Consider the following 22,659-nt stretch of genomic DNA (forward strand, 5'->3'; position numbering starts at 1 on the left):
GGCGGCGCATTATACGTACTTTATCCACAGGGGACAGACACCGTTCCAGACGGTATCCGGGTTCTTGCCAGGCACTGGCGCACGGTGGCGCCGGGACTGCCGTGCTTCGACCCCGGCGCGACGGAATGGTTGCCTCGCGGGTTTGCACCACCAGACCCAGCGGCCATAATGCCTGCCTCTCGAAAATAGACAGACAAGGACATAACGTGAGCCAGACTCTGATCGCTGCGCTGCAGAACCCGGCGCTCTACCCTCATCCGGTCGAAAGCTTCCGGGTCATCGAAACCCACATTTCCTGGGTCCTGCTCACCGGCTCCTACGTCTACAAGATTAAGAAGCCCGTCAACTTCGGCTTCCTCGACTTCACCGACCTGGCCGCGCGCAAGCACTTCTGCGAGGAAGAGCTGCGCCTCAACCAGCGCCTCACCGAAGGCCTGTACCTCGACGTGCTGCCGATCACCGGTAGCGAGAGTGCTCCGCGCCTGGGCGGCGAAGGTCCGGCCATCGAGTACATGATCCAGTGCCGTGAATTCCCGCAATCCCAGCTGCTCAGCGAAGTGCAGGCCCGCGGCGAACTCGGCGCCGCGCACATCGACGGACTGGCCCTGCAGATCGCCGACTTCCACCTGCGCACCCCGCAGGTCCCGGTCGAACACCCGCTGGGCACCCCGGACGCCTGCATGGCTCCCGTGCGGCAGAACTTCGAGCAGATCCGCCCGATGCTTTCGGACAAGGCCGATCTGCTGCAACTCGACGCCCTTGAAGCCTGGGCCGAGTCCAGTTTCGAGCGCCTGCACGGCGTGTTCGAGTCGCGCAAGGCCAACGGCTTCATCCGGGAGTGCCACGGCGACATACACCTGGGCAACGCCGCCATCATCGACGACAAGGTGGTGCTGTTCGACTGCATCGAGTTCAACGAACCGTTCCGCTTCACCGACGTCACCGCCGACTACGCCTTCCTCGCCATGGACCTTGAAGACCGCGGCCTGAAGTGCCTGTCGCGGCGCTTCGTCAGCCAGTACCTGGAGTTCACCGGCGACTACCAGTCGCTGGAGCTGCTGAACTTCTACAAGGCCTATCGCGCCCTGGTGCGCGCCAAGATCGCTCTGTTCAGCCTGGCGCACCAGACCGACGCCGTGCAGAAGGCCGCGACCCTGCGCCAGTACCGCAACTACGCCAACCTGGCGGAAAGCTACAGTGCCATCCCGTCGCGCTTCCTGGCCGTGACCGTCGGCGTGTCCGCCGTTGGCAAGAGCCAGGTGGCCTTGCGCCTGGTGGAAGCCCTGGGCGCCATCCGCCTGCGTTCCGACGTCGAGCGCAAGCGCCTGTTCGGCGAACAAAGCGCCGAGCAACGCGGCCAGCACCAGAGCGGCATCTACTCCGCCGACGCCACACTGACGACCTACCAGCGCCTGAACGCCCTGGCCGCGGACATCCTGCGCGCCGGCTACCCGGTGGTGCTGGACGCCACCTTCCTCAAACGCGACCAGCGTGCGGCCGCCTGGAAGATGGCCGAGGAAACCGGCGTGCCCTTCCTCATCCTCGACTGCCAGGCGCCGGAAAGCGTCATCGCCGGCTGGCTCGCCCAACGCCAGAGCGAAGGCAACGACCCGTCGGACGCCACCCTGGCGACCGTCCAGGCCCAGCAGGCCGCCCGCGAGCCGCTCAGCGACGAAGAACAGCAGCACAGCAAGCGCGTCGACACCCCGGATGCCGCCAGCCTGGACGCCCTGGTCGCCAGCATCCGCCAGCGCCTCCCGGGGCTCTGACTCCTGCACCGGCCGGAATCGCCAGGAAGGCAGCTCCGGCCCGCGTATCCCCGCCCCTTCCCGCCCTGCCGCTCGCGCAGGGCGATATCACAAAGCCACGCTACACTTGCCTTGTGTATACCCGGCCGCTATGAGCAGTTCACGGCCCCGAACCCCATGCCTGATCGTGCCGCATCGCAAGGACCGACGATGAACGACGAACTGCTGCACCTGAAGAATCTTGGCAAGACCTCCGCCCAGTGGCTGCATGCCGTAGGTATCCACAGTGCCTCCGACCTCCGCCGGCTGGGCGCCGTTGGCGCTTACCGGGCGGTCAGGGCCCGTGGTTTCCGTGCTTCGAAGGTGCTTCTGTATGCCATCGAAGGGGCCCTGCTCGACGTGCACTGGAATGACCTTCCACCGGCCCACAAGGCCGCGCTCCTGGGCGAGCTTGAGACTTTCCCCATGAGGAACAAGAGCTAGCTCACAAGCTCCGTGGGAAAATCTTTACGCAAAAGTACCTGTCCGCTTATGGTCTCAGGGCCCTTCGTGCGCCCTCGACTGCCGCCATTCAAGGAATTACGGCCATGTACCTACTCGGTGAACAACCTGCCTATGCCGATGAGCTGATCAACCGCCTGCAGGGAATTCCGGTGCAACTGCTTGCTGGCCTGGCCTCCAGCGGCGATCCGATTCGCCTCGAACGTTCCGACGATCTCGAGGCCGAGCTGCCCGACAAGCATCTGTTTCTCATCGAGAATGGCCTGGTCCATGCCCTGGTGGACGAACGCCCGCTGTTCTATCTGCAGGAGGGCGACCTGGTCGGCCTGCGCCAGGGCATCGATCTGCCGCCCTGCCGATACGTCACCGAAGAGCCGCTGTGCCTGATCCCGTATTTGCGCAGCGACGTGCTCCGCCATATCCATGCCGACGAGCACCGCCAGGAGCTGTTCCTGCACTACCTGATCGGCCATACCGCCCTGCTCTCCGACGCCCTGGCGCACCTGAAGCAACCAGAGATCCGCCCGGCCACCGGCTTCCAGCATTTCGCCGCCGGCGCTCAGTTGATCGAGCAGGGCGACGACGCCGAGCACGTGTTCATCATCATCGAAGGCCACGCGGAAGCCTTCGTCGACGGGCAGAAGGTCGGTGACGTGCAGAAGGACGAGATCTTCGGCGCCATGGCGGTGTTCACCCGCGAGAAACGCAGCGCCTCGGTCATCGCCAGCGAGCCCTGCACAGTGATGGTCATCCCCAAGGACCAGTTCCTCGGCCTGATGCAGAGCAACCCGCGCATCGCCCACAGCCTGATCGAAGGCATGGCCCGACGCATTGACCTGCTGAACAAGGAAGTCACCCAGTTGCGCGTGCAACGACAGGCCAGCTGAGGCGCATCCCCAGCGGAAGCCCGGCCCAGTGCCGGGCTTTTCGTTTTTCGGCGGAACGTTTTCGCGGGCGCGAAAAACTTTGCGAAAGGAGGTTGACTCTCAAATGATAATGATTATTATTGAGCCATCTGGTCGCGAGGCCAGACGGTAAGCTCAAGAGACCACGCAGTCGGACTCTTCAGATTATCTCCTCATCAGGCTAATCACGGTTTCGACCCGGCACCTTGCCGGGTCTTTTTTTGCCTGCGTTTTTTTCATCGAGGGCGACGATCCTCCCCAATCCCGCCATCGATCACGGGGCAGAAAAAAGCATTGACTCTCAATTGATAATGGTTATTATTAACTCACTGGCTGCGAGGCCAGTTGGATAAGCTCGAGAGACCATGCAGTCGGGCTCTTCAGATTATCTCCTCATCAGGCTAATCACGGTTTCGACCCGGCACCTTGCCGGGTCTTTTTTTGCCCGCGCCAAATACAACGCCAACGAAAACGGGGCCTTCAGGCCCCGTCCATGATTGGCTGCCTGAGCTACTGGCGCAGCGCCGCGCAATAGTCCGTCGGTGGCAGCGCCGGCGTGTACCAGACGTAATCCGCCTGCACCGGCGCAACCGTCTTGCCTACCTCGACCAGCATCAGCACCTGCATGCCCTGCCCCGCCCCCAGGTCTTCCAGGTGCAGCGGCACGCCCAGGTCGCGCCGCGCGTGGAAGCCACCAGCGATCATGAGCGCAGGCTCCGGCGCCGCCTTCAGGCGCTCCGCCATGCGCCGGTCGCGCTGTTGCTGCACCGCCAGCATTGCTGGCAACTGGTTTTCCGGCAGCAGGCCGCAGTGGGATTCGCGAATGTCCTCCAACAGGCTGTTGCGCACAGCATCCGTCGTGGAACGCACGCCCTTCAACTGTGGCTGCTCGGCATAGATGCGCATGATCTCGCCGCGATCCAGGTTGGCCGAGAGCAGCGGCACCGACTGCTTCACCAACCAGGTCACCAATGGGCCGTAGAGCGACCAGTCCCACCCCGGTTGCCACGCCAATGCGCCGAGCAGATCCGTCGGCATCTCGTCCCTGGCCGCTGCCACCTGGGCGGCGGCAACACGTGACTGCTGGTTCGGATTGATCATCTCCATCAACACGCTGCCGCTCGGGCGGCGCGCAGCCAAGGCGCGCGCCAGCCAGAGTTCCAGGGCGTGATGGTCCGGATTGTCGTGCTGCTCGCCCACGAGCACGCGCGGCGCCGAGGCCAGCCGGTCGAGCAACTGTTGCGGCGTGAGTTGCTCGCCGCTGTGCAGGTCGCGAATGACGCCCAGCTCGACATTGTCACGCCCCTCCGGACTCTGCCAGGTCGGCAGCGGCGGCGCGGAAATGTGGCTCTGGCAAGCGGCCAACAGCGCCAGCACAGGAATCAGCAGGTACTTCACGTGAACTCCATTCAGCGCGCGATGATCAGTGGATGATCGCGCTCGGGATGCCGCTGGACCAGCACGTCCAGCCCGAACACGGTGCGCAGCGGCTCGGCGCGCAGCACCTCCTCCGGTGTGCCTTGCAGATGCGACCGCCCCTGGTGCAGTAACAGCAGGCGATCACAGTAACGTGCCGCCAGATTCAGGTCATGCAGGATCACCAGCACCGCCGCGCCGCGCTTGGCGAACTCGCTCACCGCCTGCAGCGTGGTGTGCTGGTGCAGCGGATCGAGCGCCGAGGTCGGCTCATCCAGCAGCAACACCTGCTCCGCACCGCCCGGCCACAGCTGCGCCAGTACACGCGCCAGGTGCACGCGCTGGCGCTCTCCACCGGACAGCGCCAGGTAGCTGCGTCCGGCCAGATGAGCGGCATCCGCGGCCTCCAGCGCCGCCGCGACGATCTCAAGGTCATGCTGGCGGCCGCTGTCGTGGGGCAAGCGACCGAAGCCGACCACCGCTTCGACCGTGAACGCGAAATTCAGCGTCGACGACTGCGGCAGCACCGCCAGGCGGCGCGCCCGGTCGGTACCCTGCCAATCCGCCAGCGAACGTCCATCGAGGCGCACAGCGCCGCCGGACAGCGGCAGCTCGCCATTGAGGGCGCCCAGCAAGGTACTTTTGCCGGCGCCGTTCGGCCCCAGAACGCCAAGCACTTCGCCCGGCTGCAAGGCCAGGCTAACGCCCTGCAGGACTGTCTGCGCGCCGCGCTTCACCAGCAGGTTCTCCGCCGTCAGCATCAGGAGCGCCCCCGTATCAGCAGGTAAAGGAAGAACGGCGCGCCGATCAGCGCGGTGACGATGCCGATCGGCAGTTCCGCCGGCGCCAGCGCCAGCCGTGCCACCAGGTCGGCGAGCAGCAGCAGGATGGCGCCGCCGAACATGGACGCCGGTAGCAGTATCCGGTGATCGGGGCCGACGATCAGGCGCAGCAGATGCGGCACCACCAGGCCGATGAAGCCGATCATGCCGGCCGCCGCCACCGCCGCACCGACGCCCAGCGCGGTGCACAGGATCAGCTCGACCTTCAGGCGTTCGACGTCGAAGCCCAAATGACGCGCTTCGGACTCGCCCAGCAGCAGCGCATTCAGCGCATCCACCCGACGCGGCAACCAGCAGGCCACCAGCAGAGTGATCAGCAGCAACGGCCATAACCGGTGATAGCTGGCGCCGTTCAGGCTGCCCAGGTTCCAGAAGGTCAGCGTACGCAGCGTGGCGTCGTCAGCCAGGTAGGTGAACAGCCCGATCAGCGCCCCGGCCAGCGCCGTGAGCGCAATGCCCGCCAGCAACATGGTGGCCACGCTGGTCTGCCCGTTGTGCCGGCCCAGGCGATAGACCAGCGCCGTCACCAGCAGGCCACCGGCGAAAGCGCAGGCGGACAGCAGATAAGGTGCGAGTGCTTCCGGCAGCCCGCCGATGGAGGCACCGAAGACGATGGCGATCGCCGCCCCCAGGGCCGCGCCGCTGGAAACACCGATCAGGCCGGGGTCGGCCAGCGGATTGCGGAACAACCCCTGCATGGCCACGCCAGCCAGCGCCAGCACGCCGCCGGTGGCGACACCCAGCAGGGTACGCGGCAGGCGGATCTGGCCGACGATCAGTTCAGCCTGCCCCAGGGCGTCGGCGGACACCGGCAAGCCGATCAGGCGCGCCAGTGCCCGCAAGGTGTCGCCCAACGGCAGGCTCACCGGGCCAAGGGCCAGCGACAGCCAGACAACCAGCAGCAGAAGAAAACCGAGTAGCAGGAGCAGCGGTCGAGCAACAACGATCCGAGTCAAGGACGACCTTCCGAGTTCAGGGCCTGCGCGGAAGGATAAAAGGCTCGGGAGAGACTGGCCAATCCATCCGGAATGCTCGGCCCCAGACCGCCCTCCAGGAACGTCGGATGGAGTATCACCACTTGCGGGTCGGGCGCGACCAGCGCCTCGATGGACAGTGCCTTGTAGCCCGCGAGCGTGGCCAGGTTGTGGCCGCCGGCATGCCCGAGCAGCAGCACGGTGCTTGGGCATCGCAGAAATCCTCGTTCATGGGAAACCCGTCGCGCCGTGCAACAGGGAAGCCGTGCCACAGCAAATCATCCACTGATAACAATTTGCATTTAGATTTGTCTGCCGCTATGGTCTGTGCCGAGTTTTCACCCACCCATCTTCGATCCGCCGCTACACAGCGCCCCCAATCCATGGAGCCCCCTGCCTAGGGTATGATGTGGCCCTGTAATCGCTTCGACAGCGGCCCGCTCTGGCCACTGGCACAGCCCCGGCACGACATCGACGAAACCGACCCCGTACACGCCTGGCGGCGATGACTGCCGGGCACAAGCGGCTGGCTGAACATCCCCTGGCGTCCCCCTCTTCGAGAACAGCCGTCACCGGATCGCTGCACTCTACGCGACCGTCATGCCACGGCCAGCCGGCTCACCCTCTTCAGCACAAGGATGTGCACCCTCTTCCGGTGCCGCCATCCGTGCGCGGATAATGCCCGCCCCGGATGGAGAACCTGATGATCCTGCTCTGCGCCCCGCACGAACTGGCCGAAGGCCAGAGTCGGGGCTTCAAGGCCCGCGGCCTGAACCTCTTCATAGTGCGCCGCCAAGGCCGCCTTTACGCCTACCGCAACCGCTGCCCACACCGGGAAATCCCGCTGGGCTATGACGCGGAGAACTTTCTCGATAGCAGTGGCCGCCTGTTGCAGTGCGGCCACCATGGGGCGTTGTTCCTGATCGAAACCGGGGAGTGCATCCAGGGACCGTGTCTGGGGGATGGGCTGGAGGCCCTGCCCTGTCATGAGGATGAGCAGGGAATCTGGCTGGATGAGCAGGAAGAGGACTAGGTTGGGAACTCTACCTGGGCCGGTTCGCGAGCAAGCTCGCTCCTACGAAGAGCAGCGCAACGCAGACCTGTAGGAGCGAGCTTGCTCGCGAACGATCCTCGCAGCGGAATCCGGACTACAACAACACCTTCAACGGCTGGCCAAGACGGATTTCCTGCGTATCGATCTGCGCACCATAGGCCAGCACTTCCACCCCGGCGTTATGCGCCTCCGCCAGCGCTGCGGCATAGGCCGCGTCGATCTCCGCCGCCGGGCGCACCGCGTCGATGTCCGAGAGGTTCACCGCATACAGCAGCACGGCCCGCATGCCCTCGCGGGCCAGCGCCGCCAGCTCGCGCAGGTGTTTGGCGCCGCGCTGGGTCACGGCGTCCGGGAAGGCGGCGACCCTGGTGTCGTCGAAACCCAGGGTCACGCTCTTCACCTCGACGTACACCGGCTTGCCGGCAAACATCAGGCGGAAATCGGCGCGGCTGTTCTCCTGTCCATAAGCCACCTCGCGGCGAAGCTCGTCGAAGCCCGTCAGCTCAGCCACGCGGCCGGCCAGCAGCGCTTCCTCCACCAGCCGGTTGGCGCGCCCGGTGTTCACGCAGGCCAGGCGCCCTTGCGGCGTTTCCACCAGCTCCCAGGTGCCCGGCAGCTTGCGCTTGGGGTCACTGGAGCGGCTGAACCAGACCCGGCAGCCCTCGCTCATGCAGTTGAGCATCGAGCCCGTGTTAGGGCAGTGAATGGTCAGACGCTCGCCACGGGCGGTCTCGATGTCTGCCAGGAAGCGCTTGTAGCGTTTGATCAGGCGTGCCTCCTCCAGCGCCGGCTCGAAACGCATCAGGGACGCCAGCTCTTCAAGCCACGGGCGATGCGCTCCACCGCCTGCTGCAGGCGCTCGACGCTCTGGGTGTAGGCGAAGCGCACATGGTGCGAGGCCTGGTAGCGGCCGAAGTCCACCCCCGGGGTGAAGGCGACGTGCTCGGTTTCGATGAAGTGCTGGCAGAACGCATAGGCATCGCCGCCAAAGGCGCTGATATCCGCGTACAGATAGAAGGCACCCTCCGGCTCCACCGCGATGCTGAAGCCCAGTTCCCGCAGCGCCGGCAGAAGGTAGTCGCGGCGACGAGCGAACTCGGCACGGCGCTCCTCGAAGATCGCCAGGGTTTCCGGCTCGAAGCAGGCCAGCGCGGCATGCTGGGCCATGCTCGGCGCGCTGATGTAGAGGTTCTGCGCCAGCTTCTCCAGCTCACCCACCGCGTCGGTCGGCGCCACCAGCCAGCCCAGGCGCCAGCCGGTCATGCCGAAATACTTGGAGAAGCTGTTGAGCACGAAGGCATCATTATCCACTTCCAGCACACTGGTGGCGTCCATGCCGTAGGTCAGGCCGTGGTAGATCTCATCGACCACCAGATGGCCGCCGCGCGCCTTCAACGCGGAGGACAACGCGGCCAGTTCATCCCGGTGCAACACGGTGCCCGTAGGATTCGCCGGCGATGCCGCCAGAGCGCCTACACTGTCATGATCCCAGTGCCGCTCGATGAGGTCGGGCGTGAGCTGGTAGCGGCTCTCCGGCCCCACCGGCACCAGCTGTGCGGCGCCTTCGACCAGGCGCAGGAAGTGGCGATTGCACGGATAGCCCGGATCGGCCAGCAGCCAGTGCTTGCCCGGGTCCACCAGCAGGCTGCTGGCAAGCAGCAGCGCGCCGGAGCCACCGGGCGTAATCAGGATGCGTTGCGGGTCGATCGACAGGCGATAGCGCTCGGCGTAGAAGCCGGCGATGGCCTCGCGCAGCGCCGGTATGCCCCGGGCGGCGGTGTAGCGGGTATGTCCTGCGGCGAGCGCGGCCTGGCCTGCGGCGATGATCGGCGCGGCGGTGGTGAAATCCGGCTCGCCGATTTCCAGGTGTATGACGTCATGGCCCGCGGCCTGCAACTCGTTGGCGCGCGCCAGCAGCGCCATGACGTGGAAGGGCTCGATGGCGCGGCTGCGTGCACTGAAGGAAGTAGCCATAGGTTTTCCGAACTTTGCGACAAGGTAGGAATTCTAACAGGCCACCGAGTGACACAGGGGCACCACCGAAACCCGGTCATTACTGGTTGAAAATGCACGTTTCGTTCATGAAAAACAGGCGATCGTGCAAGTGTTTATAGAAAATTCGATAGCGGTGGCCATCGAATCGGCGACCAGGTCGCCAGGTCATGTGCGGGAGACGGCAGGCTCGACAACCGGGAGTAGCATCGCGGTTATCGTTCTGGTAAGTTCGCCCGCTTGCGAGCGCGGGGCCGGCAGTGCCGGAGAAGGACCATCCGCGAGAGGATTAGCGAGAGTGAGAGGCGGTCATCCATGCCCACCAAAGCAAAACAACAGAGCAGCCAACTGATTCGTGGCTTCGAGCCCTACCAGGAAACCAAGGGCGAGGAGTACATGAGCGATCGCATGCGCGCGCACTTCACCTCCATCCTCAACAAATGGAAAGTTGAGCTGATGGAAGAAGTGGACCGCACCGTGCACCACATGCAGGACGAAGCGGCGAACTTCCCGGACCCGGCCGACCGTGCCAGCCAGGAAGAAGAGTTCAGCCTCGAGCTGCGCGCCCGCGACCGCGAGCGCAAGCTGATCAAGAAGATCGACGAGACCCTGCAGCTGATCGAAGACAACGATTATGGCTGGTGCGACTCCTGCGGCGTCGAGATCGGCATCCGCCGTCTGGAAGCCCGCCCCACCGCCACCCTGTGCATCGACTGCAAGACCCTGGCGGAAATCAAGGAAAAGCAGCTGGGCTCCTGAGCCTGGTTGATCCCGAACGGGGCGCTGCGGCGCCCCGTTTCGTTTATGCCTTTTCTTTCCAGAGAGCTTTCATGCCCGCCTCCCGCTACGTCGGACGTTTCGCCCCCACGCCCAGCGGCTACCTGCATTTCGGTTCGCTGGTGGCCGCCGTCGCGTCCTACCTGGACGCGCGCGCAGTGGGCGGCAAATGGCTGGTGCGCATGGAAGACCTCGACCCGCCGCGAGAGATGCCCGGCGCCCAGGCAGCGATCCTGGAGACCCTCGAACGCTACGGCTTCGAATGGGACGGCCCGGTGGAACGCCAGAGCGAGCGCGGCGATGCCTACGCCGCGCAGGTCGAGCAATGGCTGCGCAGCGGCCTGGCCTACGCCTGCACCTGCTCGCGCAAGCAGCTCGAAGGCACCGGCGGCATCTATCCCGGCACCTGCCGCGACGCCCAGCACGACTGGCACGGCGACATCGCCATTCGCATCCGCGTGCCGGAACTGGAATACCGCTTCACCGATCGCCTGCAGGGCGAGTTCCGCCAGCACCTGGGCCGCGAAGTGGGCGACTTCATCATCCGCCGCCGCGACGGGCTGTTCGCCTATCAGCTGGCCGTGGTGCTGGACGATGCCTGGCAAGGCGTGACCGATATCGTTCGCGGCGCCGACCTGCTGGACAACACCCCGCGCCAGCTCTACCTGCAGGAACTGCTCGGCATCGCCGCGCCGTGTTACCTGCACGTACCGCTGATCATCCAGCCCGATGGCCACAAGCTGGGCAAGTCCTACCGCTCGCCGCCGCTGGAAGCCGACCAGGCCGCTCCGTTGCTGGTACGCGCCCTGAAAGCGCTGGGCCAGAATCCGCCCGCCGATCTGTTGCAGGCCACGCCACGCGACGTGCTCGCCTGGGGCATCGCAAACTGGGACGCGACCGCCATCCCCCGCAGCCTGACGCTGGAAGACGCGCGCCTCTAGACTTGTATAAGGCTGCACAATTGACCGTGGCGCACATCGCGCCACGCTGAGTTTCGCGGACTGCTTTTCGTAGGAGCGAGGGGGACGCCGAGTCCTTGCTCGCGAACCCGGTCCCCACCGCGGGGTTCGTTCGCGAGCAAGCTCGCTCCTACAAGATCTGCCAAGCGCTGGCCGGCTTGCCGGCGACTGTGCGCACAGGTAGCCTGCCCGCCGAACAACGAGAGAGACGACATGTACATCTATCGACTGGTGTTGCTCCTGGTCGTGGGCATCTACCTGTTCTCACCGGCCATCATGGACTGGTGGATCGAGCCCCACGGCGCCTGGTACCGACCCTACCTGCTGTGGCTGATCCTGATCGTCGTCACCTTCATCCTGCAGAGCCAGCGCGATGCTGACGAGCTTTAGCCTTACCCAGCTGATCCTGATCAGCGCCTCCTACCTGATGGTTCTCTTCGGTGTCGCCTGGATCACCGAGCGTGGCTTCGTGCCCCGCTGGCTGGTGCGCCATCCGTTGATCTACACCCTGTCGCTGGGTGTGTACGCCAGCGCCTGGGCCTTCTACGGCACGGTCGGCCTCGCCTACCAGTACGGCTACGGCTTCCTGGCGATCTACCTGGGCGTCTCCGGCGCCTTCCTGCTGGCGCCGGTGCTGCTCTACCCGATCCTGCGCATCACCCGCGCCTACCAGCTGTCTTCGCTGGCCGACCTGTTCGCCTTCCGCTTCCGCAGCACCTGGGCCGGCGCTCTGACCACGGTGTTCATGCTGATCGGCGTGCTGCCGATGCTGGCATTGCAGATCCAGGCGGTGACCGACTCGATCAGCATCCTCACCCGCGAGTCCGAGCCCAACCGCGCGGCACTGGCGTTCTGCGCACTGATCACCCTGTTCGCCATCCTCTTCGGTGCGCGCCACATCGCCACCCGTGAGCGCCATGAAGGGCTGGTAATGGCGATCGCCTTCGAGTCGCTGGTCAAGCTGGTGGCGCTGGGCGCCATCGGCCTGTTCGCCCTCTACGGCGTGTTCGGCGGGCCGGATGGCCTGGAAGTCTGGCTGCTGCAGAACCAGGAAGCCCTGAGCACCCTGCACACGCCGCTGGCCGAGGGACCGTGGCGCACGCTGCTGCTGGTGTTCTTCGCCTCGGCCATCGTGATGCCGCACATGTTCCACATGACCTTCACCGAGAACCTCAACCCGCGCGCGCTGCTCAGCGCCAGCTGGGGACTGCCGCTGTTCCTGCTGCCGATGAGCCTGGCAGTGCCGCCAATCCTCTGGGCCGGCCTGCACCTGGGCGCCTCGACCAACCCGGAATACTTCACCCTCGGCCTGGGTATCTCGGTGGACAGCCCGGCCCTGGCGCTCACCGCCTTCATCGGCGGCATCTCCGCCGCCAGCGGCCTGATCATCGTGATGACCCTGGCGCTCTCGGGCATGGTGCTCAACCACCTGGTGCTGCCGCTCTACCAGCCGCCAGCCGAAGGCAACATCTACCGCTGGCTGAAGTGGACCCGCCGCGCACTGATCGCCGCGATCATCATGGCCGGCTATGCCTTCTACCTGCTGCTGGGCGCCGAGCAGGACCTGTCGAACTTAGGGATAGTCTCCTTCGTCGCCACCCTGCAGTTCCTCCCCGGCGCGCTGGCCGTGCTCTACTGGCCGACCGCCAACCGTCGCGGCTTCATCGCCGGCCTGGTGGCCGGCATGCTGGTGTGGGGCATGACCATGCTCACCCCGCTGATGGCGAACCTGCAGAGCATCTACGTGCCGCTGTTCGATTCGCTCTACGTGCTCGACGACACCACCTGGCATCTCGCGGCGCTGGCCTCGCTGGCCGCCAACGTGCTGGTGTTCACCCTGGTCTCGCTGTTCACCGAGGCCAGCGACGAGGAAAAGGGCGCCGCCGAAGCCTGTGCAGTGGACAATGTCCGCCGCCCGCAACGTCGCGAGCTGATCGCCGTCTCCCCGCAGGAGTTCGCCAGCCAGTTGTCCAAGCCACTGGGCGCCAAAACCGCCCAGCGCGAGGTGGAGCAAGCCCTGCGCGACCTGCACCTGCCCTTCGACGAGCGCCGTCCCTATGCCCTGCGCCGCCTGCGCGATCGCATCGAAGCCAACCTCTCCGGCCTGATGGGCCCGAGCGTGGCGCAGGACATGGTGGAAACCTTCCTGCCCTATAAAGCCAGCAGCGAAAGCTACGTTACCGAGGACATCCACTTCATCGAGAGCCGCCTGGAGGACTATCACTCCCGGCTCACCGGCCTGGCCGCCGAACTGGACACCCTGCGTCGCTACCATCGGCAGACCCTGCAGGATCTGCCAATGGGCGTGTGTTCGCTGGCCAAGGACCAGGAAATCCTCATGTGGAACCGCGCCATCGAAGACCTCACCGGGGTCAGCGCGCAACGCGTGGTCGGCTCGCGCCTGGCCGCCCTGCCGGATCCCTGGAAGGGGCTTCTGGAAGGCTTCATCGAAGCGCCGGACGAACACCTGCACAAACAACGCCTGTCCATCGAGGGCCAGACCCGCTGGCTGAACCTGCACAAGGCGGCGATCGAGGAGCCCCTCGCGCCCGGTAACAGTGGCCTGGTGCTGCTGGTGGAAGACCTCACCGAGACCCAGTCCCTGGAAGACAAGCTGATCCACTCCGAGCGCCTGGCCTCCATCGGCCGCCTGGCCGCCGGCGTCGCCCACGAGATCGGCAACCCGATCACCGGCATCGCCTGCCTCGCGCAGAACCTGCGCGAAGAACGCGAGGGCGACAGCGAGCTGACCGAGATCAGCGGACAGATCCTCGAACAGACCAAGCGCGTGTCGCGCATCGTGCAGTCGCTGATGAGCTTCGCTCATGCCGGCGGCAAGCAGGTGGCGGCCGAGCCGGTGTGCCTGGCCGACGTCGCCCAGGAAGCCATCGGCCTGCTGTCGCTGAACAAGCGCAGCGTCGACGTGCAGTTCTTCAACCTGTGCGATCCGGCGCACTGGGTCGAAGGCGATTCCCAGCGCCTGGCCCAGGTCCTGATCAACCTGCTCTCCAACGCCCGCGACGCCTCGCCGTCCAATGGCGCGATCCGCGTACGCACCGAGGCTCAGGAGCAAACCGTCGACCTGATCGTCGAGGACGAAGGCAGCGGGATTCCCAAGTCGATCATCGAGCGCCTGTTCGAGCCCTTCTTCACGACCAAGGACCCCGGCAAGGGGACCGGCCTGGGCCTCGCACTGGTCTATTCGATCGTGGAAGAGCATTATGGGCAAATCACCATAGACAGCCCGGCTGACCCCGAACGCGAATGCGGCACCCGCATCAGCGTCACTTTGCCGCGGCATCCTGGCCCGACGGCCGAGCAGTAAACGAGCACGTCGAGAGAGCTGAATACATGGCACATATCCTCATCGTCGAAGACGAAACCATCATCCGTTCCGCCCTGCGACGGCTGCTCGAGCGGAACCAGTACCAGGTCAGCGAGGCTGGCTCGGTGCAGGAGGCCCAGGAGCGTTACAGCATCCCGACCTTCGACATGATCGTCAGCGACCTGCGCCTGCCCGGCGCACCCGGCACCGAACTGATCAAGCTGGCCCAGGGCACCCCGGTGCTGATCATGACCAGCTACGCCAGCCTGCGTTCGGCAGTGGACTCGATGAAGATGGGCGCGGTGGACTACATCGCCAAGCCTTTCGACCACGACGAAATGCTCCAGGCCGTGGCGCGCATCCTCAAGGATCGCCAGGAAGCCCGTAACGCCCCGGCGGAAGCCCGCGGTAACGCCAAGGCGGCCGAGCGTAGCAGCGGTAACACCGCCCCGGCGGACGGCGAAATCGGCATCATCGGCTCCTGCCCGCCGATGCAGGAGCTGTACACCAAGATCCGCAAGGTCGCTCCCACCGATTCCAACGTACTGATCCAGGGCGAGTCCGGTACCGGCAAGGAACTGGTCGCCCGCGCCCTGCACAACCTTTCCAAGCGCACCAAGGCACCGTTGATTTCGGTGAACTGCGCGGCGATCCCGGAAACCCTGATCGAATCCGAACTGTTCGGCCACGAGAAGGGTGCGTTTACCGGCGCCAGCGCCGGCCGCGCGGGTCTGGTGGAAGCCGCCGACGGTGGCACCCTGTTCCTCGACGAGATCGGCGAACTGCCGCTGGAAGCCCAGGCGCGCCTGCTGCGCGTACTGCAGGAAGGCGAAATCCGCCGCGTGGGCTCGGTACAGTCGCAGAAGGTCGACGTGCGCCTGATCGCCGCCACCCACCGCGACCTGAAGATGCTGGCCAAGACCGGCCAGTTCCGCGAAGACCTCTATTACCGCCTGCACGTCATCTCGCTGAAGCTGCCGCCGCTACGCGAGCGTGGCGCGGACGTCATGGAGATCGCACGCGCCTTCCTGGCGCGCCAGTGCTCCCAGATGGGGCGCCCGGTGCTGAGCTTCTCCCACGAAGCCGAACAGGCCATCCGCCACTACCCGTGGCCGGGTAACGTGCGCGAGCTGGAGAACGCCATCGAGCGCGCGGTGATTCTCAGCGAAGGCCTGGAGATTCCGGCCGACCTGCTGGGCATCGACATCGAACTGGACGATCTGGAAGACGACTTCGCGGAAGAGCTCGACGCCCGCCCGACCAACGGCAACGCCAGCAACCACGAGCCCACCGAGGACCTGTCGCTGGAAGATTACTTCCAACACTTCGTCCTCGAACACCAGGATCACATGACCGAAACCGAGCTGGCCCGCAAGCTGGGGATCAGCCGCAAATGCCTGTGGGAACGTCGCCAGCGCCTGGGTATCCCGCGCCGCAAATCGGGTGCGTCGGCGGACTCGTAACAGGCCCCCACACTGTTACCGGGGACATGCTCCGTAACAAAAGCCGGGTTCATCGGTAACGAAAACCCGGCTTTTTTGTGCCCGCCCCTCAGGGATGAACCCTCGCAAACCATTGAAAAATAAGGATTTGAAAAAGTTGGCACGGCATCTGCTTTGTTATTGGCACAACAACAATAACAAGCACGACAACTCAAAATAAGAACAAGACGAAACGACTCCAGCACAACAAAAACAAAATCGCGGAGGCGCAGCTAACTGATTCTTTTGGAGAAGAGTAGCCGTCGGGATCAGTCCCGCAACCAGTCAGAGAAGAATAAAACTGCTTGAAGGCAGCACGAGGACTGGTTGGATCGCAAGATCATCGCTTACTCAGCGACCAAAGCAATCCGTTTGCTATTGGATCCCCTCATGGGGAGCATCCCCGAAGCAACTGGCTTCGAGGGACGGGTCAACAAACAAAAACAACAAGCCCGGCATCATAATAAAAACAAAGCACGCACCTATTTGGGGGGGAGCCTCGGCTCCCCCAGTAGCTTTCGCTACACCCTCTCCCCTTCTCCCCGCAAGTCCTTTTTTCCTCTTTTCTTCATCATCCCACCCCACGATGCTAGAATCGCCGCGGCGCAGACGGCACCGGAATTGCTGCCATTTGTTTCCAGGCAGCAGACATCCCCTCGAAAGCCCCAGGCTACAGGGCTCTGCGCTGGCTACCCCTACATTCATTCCCCGATAGTGCACACATGCTGAAAAAGCTGATCCAGTCCATCCGATCCCCACTGCGCCGTCCGCGCGCCGTCCGCACTACCCCGGAAGTCATTGGCAACCATCAGCATTCGCTGCGGCGGGATCAGTTCAGCAGGAACGCGGTGAATGTCGTGGAACGCCTGCAGAAGGCCGGCTACCAGGCCTACATCGTCGGCGGCGGCGTACGCGATCCGCTGCTGGGCATTGCGCCGAAGGACTTCGACGTCGCCACCAGCGCAACCCCCGAGCAGGTTCGCGCGGAATTCCGCAATGCACGGGTGATCGGTCGCCGCTTCAAGCTGGTCCACGTCCACTTCGGCCGCGAGATCATCGAAGTCGCCACCTTCCGTGCCAATCATCCGCAGACCGATGACGATGCCGACAGCGCCCACGCCTCGCGCAACGAAGCCGGGCGCATCCTGCGCGACAACGTCTACGGCACGCTGGAAGATGACGCGCAACGCCGCGACTTCACCATCAATGCCCTGTATTTCGACGTCACCGGCGAGCGCATCCTCGACTACGCCCACGGCGTGCATGACATCCGCAACCGCCTGGTGCGCCTGATCGGCGATCCGGAGCAGCGTTACCTGGAAGACCCGGTGCGCATGCTGCGCGCCGTACGCTTCGCCGCCAAGCTGGACTTCGAGATCGAGAAGCACAGCGCCGCGCCGATCCGCCGCCTGGCGCACCTGCTCAACGAAATCCCTTCGGCGCGCCTGTTCGACGAAGTGCTCAAACTGTTCCTGAGCGGCAAGGCCGAGCGCACCTTCGAGCTGCTCACCGAGTACGACCTGTTCGCACCACTGTTCCCGGCCAGTGCCAAGGCGCTGAAAGCAGACCCCGAGTACGCCGGCAAACTGATGCGTCAGGCGCTGGCCAACACCGACGAACGCATCCGCATGGGCAAGCCGGTTACGCCGGCCTTCCTGTTCGCCGCGCTACTCTGGCCCGCCCTGCCCGCTCGCGCGCTGAAGCTGCAGGAGCGCGGCATGCCGCCGATCCCTGCGATGCAGGAAGCCGCCCACGAGCTGATCATCGAGCAGTGCAAGCGCACGGCGGTGCCCAAGCGCTTCACCATCCCGATCCGCGAGATCTGGGACATGCAGGAACGCCTGCCGCGCCGACAGGGCAAGAAAGCCGACCTGCTGCTGGAAAACCCGCGCTTCCGCGCCGGCTACGACTTCCTCCTGCTGCGCGAGAGCGCCGGCGAGGAAACCGGCGGCCTGGGCGACTGGTGGACCGACTACCAGGAAGCCAGCGATGGCGAGCGTCGCGGCATGATCCGCAACCTCTCCAGCCAGGAAGAAAGCAGCGGCGCGCCGCGCAAGCGCCGTCGTGGCGGTGCCAATCGCCGTCGTCGCGGTCCGCGTAACAGCGGTGAAGGCGCCGGTAACGAATGAGCGAGCGTGTCTACCTTGGACTCGGCAGTAACCTCGCCGAGCCGCGCCAGCAGCTCGAGGCGGCGCTGAAGGCCCTTCAGCAACTGCCGGCGACCACGCTGGCGGGAGTCTCTCCTCTCTATGCGAGCGACCCGCTGGGTCCGCCGGAGCAGCCGCGCTACGTCAATGCCGTGGCGGCGCTGGACACCGAACTGGAACCGCTGGCGCTGCTCGACGCCCTGCAAGCCATCGAACTGGAACAGGGCCGGGTGCGCAAGGACGAACGCTGGGGTCCGCGCACGCTGGACCTCGACATCCTGCTGTTCGGCGACCGCCTGATCGACGAACCGCGCCTGTGCGTGCCGCACTACCACATGCACGCCCGCGCCTTCGTGCTCTACCCGCTGGCAGACCTCGCCCCAAATCTGCAACTGCCCAACGGCAAGACGCTGCCCGACCTGCTGGCCGCCTGTCCGTTCTCCGGCCTGGAGCGGCTGTCCTGAGGCATCCTGCGCCCCATGTGGGGCGCAGTGGCAGTAACGCCGTAACAGTCCGGTAACACCCGCAATTGACTTCGGTCCGCCCCATCCGGACTATAGGTGCCCGTTTGCCCCTGCCCGGCGCAGAACTGAGGACACTTTCATGCCTGATGTCACCCTGACCACCCTGCAAGGTCTCAAGCAAAGCGGCGAGAAGATCGCAATGCTGACCGCCTACGACGCCACCTTCGCGCACGTTGCCAGCCAGGCCGGCGCCGACGTGCTGCTGATCGGTGACTCCCTGGGCATGGTGCTGCAAGGACACGACAGCACGCTCCCGGTCACCATCCAGGACATGGCCTACCACACCTCCGCCGTTAAGCGCGGCAACAAGGGCTCGCTGATCCTCACCGACCTGCCGTTCGAATCGGGTACTTCCCTGGAACGCCTGCTGCGCGACTCGGTAACGGTCATGCAGGCCGGCGCCCACATGGTCAAGCTGGAAGGCGGCGCCTGGCTCGCCGAGCCGATCGTGCGCCTGGCGCAGCTCGGCATTCCGGTATGCGCGCACCTGGGCCTGACCCCGCAGTCGGTCAACCTGTTCGGCGGTTTCAAGGTCCAGGGCCGCCAGGAAAACCAGGCCCGCCAGCTGCGCGCCGACGCCATCGCCCTGGAACAGGCCGGTGCCGCCATGCTGCTGCTGGAGTGCGTTCCGTCGGCGCTGGCCCAGGAAATCAGCGAAGCCGTGAAGATCCCGGTAATCGGCATCGGCGCCGGTGCCGGCACCGACGGCCAGGTGCTGGTGATGCACGACATGCTCGGCCTGTCGCTGACCGGCCGCGCGCCGAAGTTCGTGAAGAACTTCATGGAGGGCCAGCCGGATATCGCTTCGGCCATGGTCGCCTACGTCAAGGCCGTGAAAGACGGCTCCTTCCCCGGCCCGGAGCACGGATTCGCCTCATGAACACGGTAAAAACAGTCCGCGAGCTGCGTGCCGCGGTGGCCCGCGCCCGCAGTGAAGGCAAGCGCATCGCGCTGGTCCCGACCATGGGCAACCTCCACGCCGGTCACGCCGCGCTGGTGACCAAGGCCAGCCAGCGCGCCGATTTCGTCGTTGCCAGCATCTTCGTCAACCCGCTGCAGTTCGGCCCCAGCGAAGACCTGGACAAGTACCCGCGCACCCTCGCCGCCGACCAGGAGAAATTGCTCAACGCCGGCTGCCACCTGCTGTTCGCGCCGACCGTCGAGGAGATGTACCCCGACGGCATGGACGGCCAGACCCGCCTGCACGTGACCGGCGTCTCCGAAGGCCTGTGCGGCGGCAGCCGTCCTGGGCACTTCGATGGCGTCGCCACCGTGGTGTGCAAGCTGTTCAACATGGTCCAGCCGGACATGGCGTTGTTCGGCGAGAAAGACTTCCAGCAGTTGGCGGTGATTCGCAAGCTGGTGCGCGACCTGAACCTGCCGGTGCAGATCTTCGGCGAGCCGACCGTGCGCGCCGAGGACGGCCTGGCGCTGTCCTCGCGCAATGGCTACCTGAACGATGACCAACGCGCTACCGCGCCGGTGCTCTACCGCACCCTGAAACAGCTCGCCGAGCAGGTTCGTGGCGGTGCGCGTGATTACGCAGCGCTGCTCGCCGAAGGGCGCCAGCAGATCGAACAGGCCGGCCTGCGCATCGACTACCTGGAAATCCGCGAATCGGCCGGGCTGCGTCCGGCAACGGCAGAAGATCGTCAGTTGGTGATCCTGGTGGCGGCCTTCCTCGGCACCACTCGCCTGATCGACAATCTCGCCTTCCACATCGACTAAACCCCCGCACGACTACCGGAATCTCGCCTCAAGGCCGCGCCAGCCGCGGCCTTGAGGGGTCTCCGGTGCTCGGGCATACTCGCACCGCACTCCCGTATCCAGAAAAAGAGGAGCCACGCCATGCAGAGCATCATGCTCAAAGCCAAACTGCACCGCGCCGAAGTCACCCACGCCGTGCTCGATTACGAAGGCTCCTGCGCCATCGATGGCGAATGGCTCGATCTCGCGGGGATCCGCGAGTACGAACAGATCCAGATCTACAACGTCGACAACGGCGAACGCTTCACCACCTACGCCATCCGTGGCGAGGAAGGCTCGCGAATGATTTCGGTCAACGGCGCCGCTGCCCACAAGGCCAAGGTGGGTGACCGGGTGATCATCTGCGCGTACGCTCAGTTCAGCGACGCCGAGCTGGAAGGCTACCAGCCGCGCATGCTGTACATGGCGCCCGGCAACGAACTCAGCCACACCAGCAACGCCATCCCGGTTCAGCTCGCCTGACCCAGAAAAAGCCCGGAACCACCGGGCTTCTTTCAAGGTCGAGAGCAAACGTTCAAACACGCACGCCACACCCCCGAAGGTACGTCATGGAACACCACCTCACTCCGCTGGATGCCACGCAATTGAAGAGCTGGCAGGCGCTGGCCGTCCATCGCCAGGAGCTACAGAACTTCTCGATGCGCGAGGCGTTTGCCAAGGACCCTGAGCGCTTCAAGCGTTTCTCCCTCAGCGCCTGCGGCCTGTTCCTCGACTTCTCGAAGAACCTGATCCGCCAGGACACCCTCGAGCTACTGGTCAAGCTCGCGGAAGAGGCCAAGCTGGGCGAGGCCATCGAATCGATGTTCCGTGGTGACGTGATCAACGCCTCCGAGCGCCGCCCGGTACTGCACACCGCGCTGCGCCGCCCCATCGGCGACAAGGTGCTGGTGGATGGCAAGGACGTGATGCCCGAGGTGCACCGCGTACTGCACCAGATGACCGAGCTGGTATCCGCCGTGCACAACGGCCTGTGGCGCGGTTACACCGAGAAGCCGATCACCGACGTGGTGAACATTGGCATCGGCGGCTCCTTCCTCGGCCCGCAGCTGGTGTCCGAGGCGCTGCTGCCGTTCGCCCAGAAAGGCGTGCGCTGCCATTACCTGGCGAACATCGACGGCAGTGAGTTCCGCGAGATGACCGCCAAGCTCAACGCCGAGACCACGCTGTTCATCGTCTCGTCGAAGTCCTTCGGCACCCTGGAGACCCTGAAGAACGCCCAGGCTGCCCGCGCCTGGTACCTGGCCCAGGGCGGCAACGAAGCAGAGCTCTACCGCCACTTCATCGCGGTTTCCAGCAACAAGGAGGCGGCTGCCGCCTTCGGCATTCGCCCGGAAAACGTCTTCCCCATGTGGGACTGGGTCGGCGGCCGCTACTCGCTGTGGTCGGCCATCGGTCTGCCGATCGCCATGTCGGTGGGGATCAACAACTTCAAGGAACTGCTGTCCGGTGCCTACAACATGGACCAGCATTTCCTCACCGCGCCCTTCGAGCGCAACATTCCGGTCCTGCTGGGCCTGCTCGGCGTCTGGTACGGCGACTTCTGGGGCGCTCGCAGCCACGCGATCCTGCCCTACGACTACTACCTGCGGAACATCACCGACCACCTGCAGCAGCTGGACATGGAGTCCAACGGCAAGAGCGTGCGCCAGGACGGCACCCCGGTCTCCGCCGGCACCGGCCCGGTGATCTGGGGCGGCGTGGGCTGCAACGGCCAGCACGCCTACCACCAGTTGCTGCACCAGGGCACCCACCTGATCCCGGCGGACTTCATTGTCCCGGTGTCCAGCTACAACCCGGTGGCCGACCATCACCAATGGCTCTACGCCAACTGCCTGTCGCAGAGCCAGGCCCTGATGACCGGCAAGAGCCACGCCGAAGCCGAGGCCGAACTGCGCGCCAAGGGCCTGGACGAGGCGGAGGTGCAGCGTCTGGCGCCGCACAAGGTGATCCCGGGCAACCGCCCGAGCAACACCCTGGTGATGGAGCGCATCAGTGCCCGCCGCCTGGGCGCGCTGATCGCCATGTACGAGCACAAGGTCTACGTGCAGAGCATCCTCTGGGGCATCAACGCCTTCGACCAGTGGGGCGTGGAATTGGGCAAGGAGCTGGGCAAGGCGATCTACGGCCGTCTGGTGGGCAGCGAGGAAAGCGCCGCCGAGGACGCCTCCACCCAAGGCCTGATCGACTTCTTCCGCGGCCGCCACCGCGGTTGAGGCCAGAGTGGACGGATGCGCACCGCGCATCCGT

20 protein-coding genes and 1 pseudogene are annotated in these 22,659 nt (G+C 65.1%); 15 read left to right on the forward strand and 6 right to left on the reverse strand.

Going from position 1 to position 22,659, the window contains the following annotated elements:
• Positions 1–206 precede the first annotated feature (206 nt).
• From O6P39_RS22855 to O6P39_RS22865, 3 genes are all read left to right on the forward strand, one after another.
• Positions 207–1,769, forward strand: coding sequence for a bifunctional aminoglycoside phosphotransferase/ATP-binding protein (locus tag O6P39_RS22855; protein ID WP_275608681.1), 1,563 nt, complete (start codon positions 207–209; stop codon positions 1,767–1,769).
• 189 nt (positions 1,770–1,958) lie between these two features.
• The gene (locus O6P39_RS22860; RefSeq protein WP_207882802.1) at positions 1,959–2,231 is read left to right on the forward strand and encodes a TfoX/Sxy family protein; all 273 of its coding nucleotides are present in this window, start codon (positions 1,959–1,961) and stop codon (positions 2,229–2,231) included.
• A 104-nt stretch (positions 2,232–2,335) separates the two neighbouring features.
• Positions 2,336–3,136, forward strand: coding sequence for a cyclic nucleotide-binding domain-containing protein (locus O6P39_RS22865; protein ID WP_275608682.1), 801 nt, complete (start codon positions 2,336–2,338; stop codon positions 3,134–3,136).
• Between the two features lie 528 nt (positions 3,137–3,664).
• Here O6P39_RS22865 and O6P39_RS22870 read toward each other — a convergent pair.
• The 4 genes and pseudogenes from O6P39_RS22870 to O6P39_RS22885 form a co-directional block, all read right to left on the reverse strand.
• Positions 3,665–4,552, reverse strand: a complete 888-nt coding sequence (locus O6P39_RS22870; RefSeq protein ID WP_275608683.1) for a ChaN family lipoprotein — start codon at positions 4,550–4,552, stop codon at positions 3,665–3,667.
• 11 nt (positions 4,553–4,563) lie between these two features.
• Complete coding sequence (locus O6P39_RS22875) at positions 4,564–5,331, reverse strand: heme ABC transporter ATP-binding protein (RefSeq protein ID WP_275608684.1); 768 nt, start codon at positions 5,329–5,331, stop codon at positions 4,564–4,566.
• Positions 5,331–6,314, reverse strand: a complete 984-nt coding sequence (locus O6P39_RS22880; protein ID WP_275612013.1) for an iron chelate uptake ABC transporter family permease subunit — start codon at positions 6,312–6,314, stop codon at positions 5,331–5,333. Before O6P39_RS22880 ends, O6P39_RS22875 begins: the two co-directional genes overlap by 1 nt.
• 50 nt (positions 6,315–6,364) lie before the next feature.
• Positions 6,365–6,571 (reverse strand): annotated as a pseudogene (locus O6P39_RS22885) (hemin ABC transporter substrate-binding protein); the annotation flags it as partial.
• A gap of 518 nt (positions 6,572–7,089) precedes the next feature.
• Here O6P39_RS22885 and O6P39_RS22890 point away from each other — a divergent pair.
• Positions 7,090–7,419: a Rieske 2Fe-2S domain-containing protein gene (locus O6P39_RS22890; RefSeq protein ID WP_275608685.1), complete on the forward strand. Its 330-nt coding sequence runs from the start codon at positions 7,090–7,092 to the stop codon at positions 7,417–7,419.
• A gap of 115 nt (positions 7,420–7,534) precedes the next feature.
• On the opposite strand, the gene sfsA is transcribed toward O6P39_RS22890, so the two are convergent.
• Both sfsA and O6P39_RS22900 read right to left on the reverse strand, forming a co-directional pair.
• Complete coding sequence (gene sfsA, locus O6P39_RS22895; protein ID WP_275608686.1) at positions 7,535–8,242, reverse strand: DNA/RNA nuclease SfsA; 708 nt, start codon at positions 8,240–8,242, stop codon at positions 7,535–7,537.
• Positions 8,242–9,414 carry a pyridoxal phosphate-dependent aminotransferase gene (locus O6P39_RS22900; RefSeq protein WP_275608687.1) on the reverse strand — a complete coding sequence of 391 codons (1,173 nt, stop codon included), beginning with the start codon at positions 9,412–9,414 and terminating at the stop codon, positions 8,242–8,244. The genes sfsA and O6P39_RS22900 overlap by 1 nt, the downstream gene beginning before the upstream one ends.
• Before the next feature lie 333 nt (positions 9,415–9,747).
• Here O6P39_RS22900 and dksA point away from each other — a divergent pair, with 333 nt between their 5' ends.
• The 11 genes from dksA (at position 9,748) to pgi (ending at position 22,625) form a co-directional block, all read left to right on the forward strand.
• Positions 9,748–10,191, forward strand: coding sequence for an RNA polymerase-binding protein DksA (gene dksA, locus O6P39_RS22905; protein ID WP_015478905.1), 444 nt, complete (start codon positions 9,748–9,750; stop codon positions 10,189–10,191).
• A 71-nt stretch (positions 10,192–10,262) separates the two neighbouring features.
• Positions 10,263–11,150 carry a tRNA glutamyl-Q(34) synthetase GluQRS gene (gene gluQRS, locus O6P39_RS22910; RefSeq protein ID WP_275608688.1) on the forward strand — a complete coding sequence of 296 codons (888 nt, stop codon included), beginning with the start codon at positions 10,263–10,265 and terminating at the stop codon, positions 11,148–11,150.
• Between the two features lie 231 nt (positions 11,151–11,381).
• Entirely contained in the window at positions 11,382–11,558 is a 177-nt protein-coding gene (locus O6P39_RS22915; protein ID WP_275608689.1) for a hypothetical protein, read from the forward strand.
• Complete coding sequence (locus tag O6P39_RS22920) at positions 11,542–14,493, forward strand: sensor histidine kinase (RefSeq protein WP_275608690.1); 2,952 nt, start codon at positions 11,542–11,544, stop codon at positions 14,491–14,493. The genes O6P39_RS22915 and O6P39_RS22920 overlap by 17 nt, the downstream gene beginning before the upstream one ends.
• A gap of 26 nt (positions 14,494–14,519) precedes the next feature.
• A complete protein-coding gene (locus tag O6P39_RS22925) occupies positions 14,520–15,956 on the forward strand; it encodes a sigma-54 dependent transcriptional regulator (protein WP_275608691.1) in 1,437 nt (478 codons plus the stop codon).
• Between the two features lie 740 nt (positions 15,957–16,696).
• Entirely contained in the window at positions 16,697–18,103 is a 1,407-nt protein-coding gene (locus O6P39_RS22930) for a polynucleotide adenylyltransferase PcnB (protein ID WP_275608692.1), read from the forward strand.
• Complete coding sequence (gene folK / locus O6P39_RS22935) at positions 18,100–18,585, forward strand: 2-amino-4-hydroxy-6-hydroxymethyldihydropteridine diphosphokinase (protein ID WP_275608693.1); 486 nt, start codon at positions 18,100–18,102, stop codon at positions 18,583–18,585. The genes O6P39_RS22930 and folK overlap by 4 nt, the downstream gene beginning before the upstream one ends.
• A gap of 139 nt (positions 18,586–18,724) precedes the next feature.
• Positions 18,725–19,525 carry a 3-methyl-2-oxobutanoate hydroxymethyltransferase gene (gene panB / locus O6P39_RS22940; RefSeq protein ID WP_275608694.1) on the forward strand — a complete coding sequence of 267 codons (801 nt, stop codon included), beginning with the start codon at positions 18,725–18,727 and terminating at the stop codon, positions 19,523–19,525.
• On the forward strand, positions 19,522–20,373 hold the full coding sequence (panC, locus tag O6P39_RS22945; protein WP_275608695.1) for a pantoate--beta-alanine ligase: 852 nt from the start codon (positions 19,522–19,524) through the stop codon (positions 20,371–20,373). Before panB ends, panC begins: the two co-directional genes overlap by 4 nt.
• Positions 20,374–20,493: 120 nt before the next feature.
• Entirely contained in the window at positions 20,494–20,874 is a 381-nt protein-coding gene (gene panD / locus O6P39_RS22950; protein WP_017518923.1) for an aspartate 1-decarboxylase, read from the forward strand.
• A gap of 86 nt (positions 20,875–20,960) precedes the next feature.
• Positions 20,961–22,625 carry a glucose-6-phosphate isomerase gene (pgi, locus tag O6P39_RS22955; protein WP_275608696.1) on the forward strand — a complete coding sequence of 555 codons (1,665 nt, stop codon included), beginning with the start codon at positions 20,961–20,963 and terminating at the stop codon, positions 22,623–22,625.
• The last annotated feature ends 34 nt before the right edge of the window (positions 22,626–22,659 follow it).

Source organism: Pseudomonas sp. PSE14, assembly GCF_029203285.1.
Taxonomy (GTDB): Bacteria; Pseudomonadota; Gammaproteobacteria; order Pseudomonadales; family Pseudomonadaceae; genus Pseudomonas.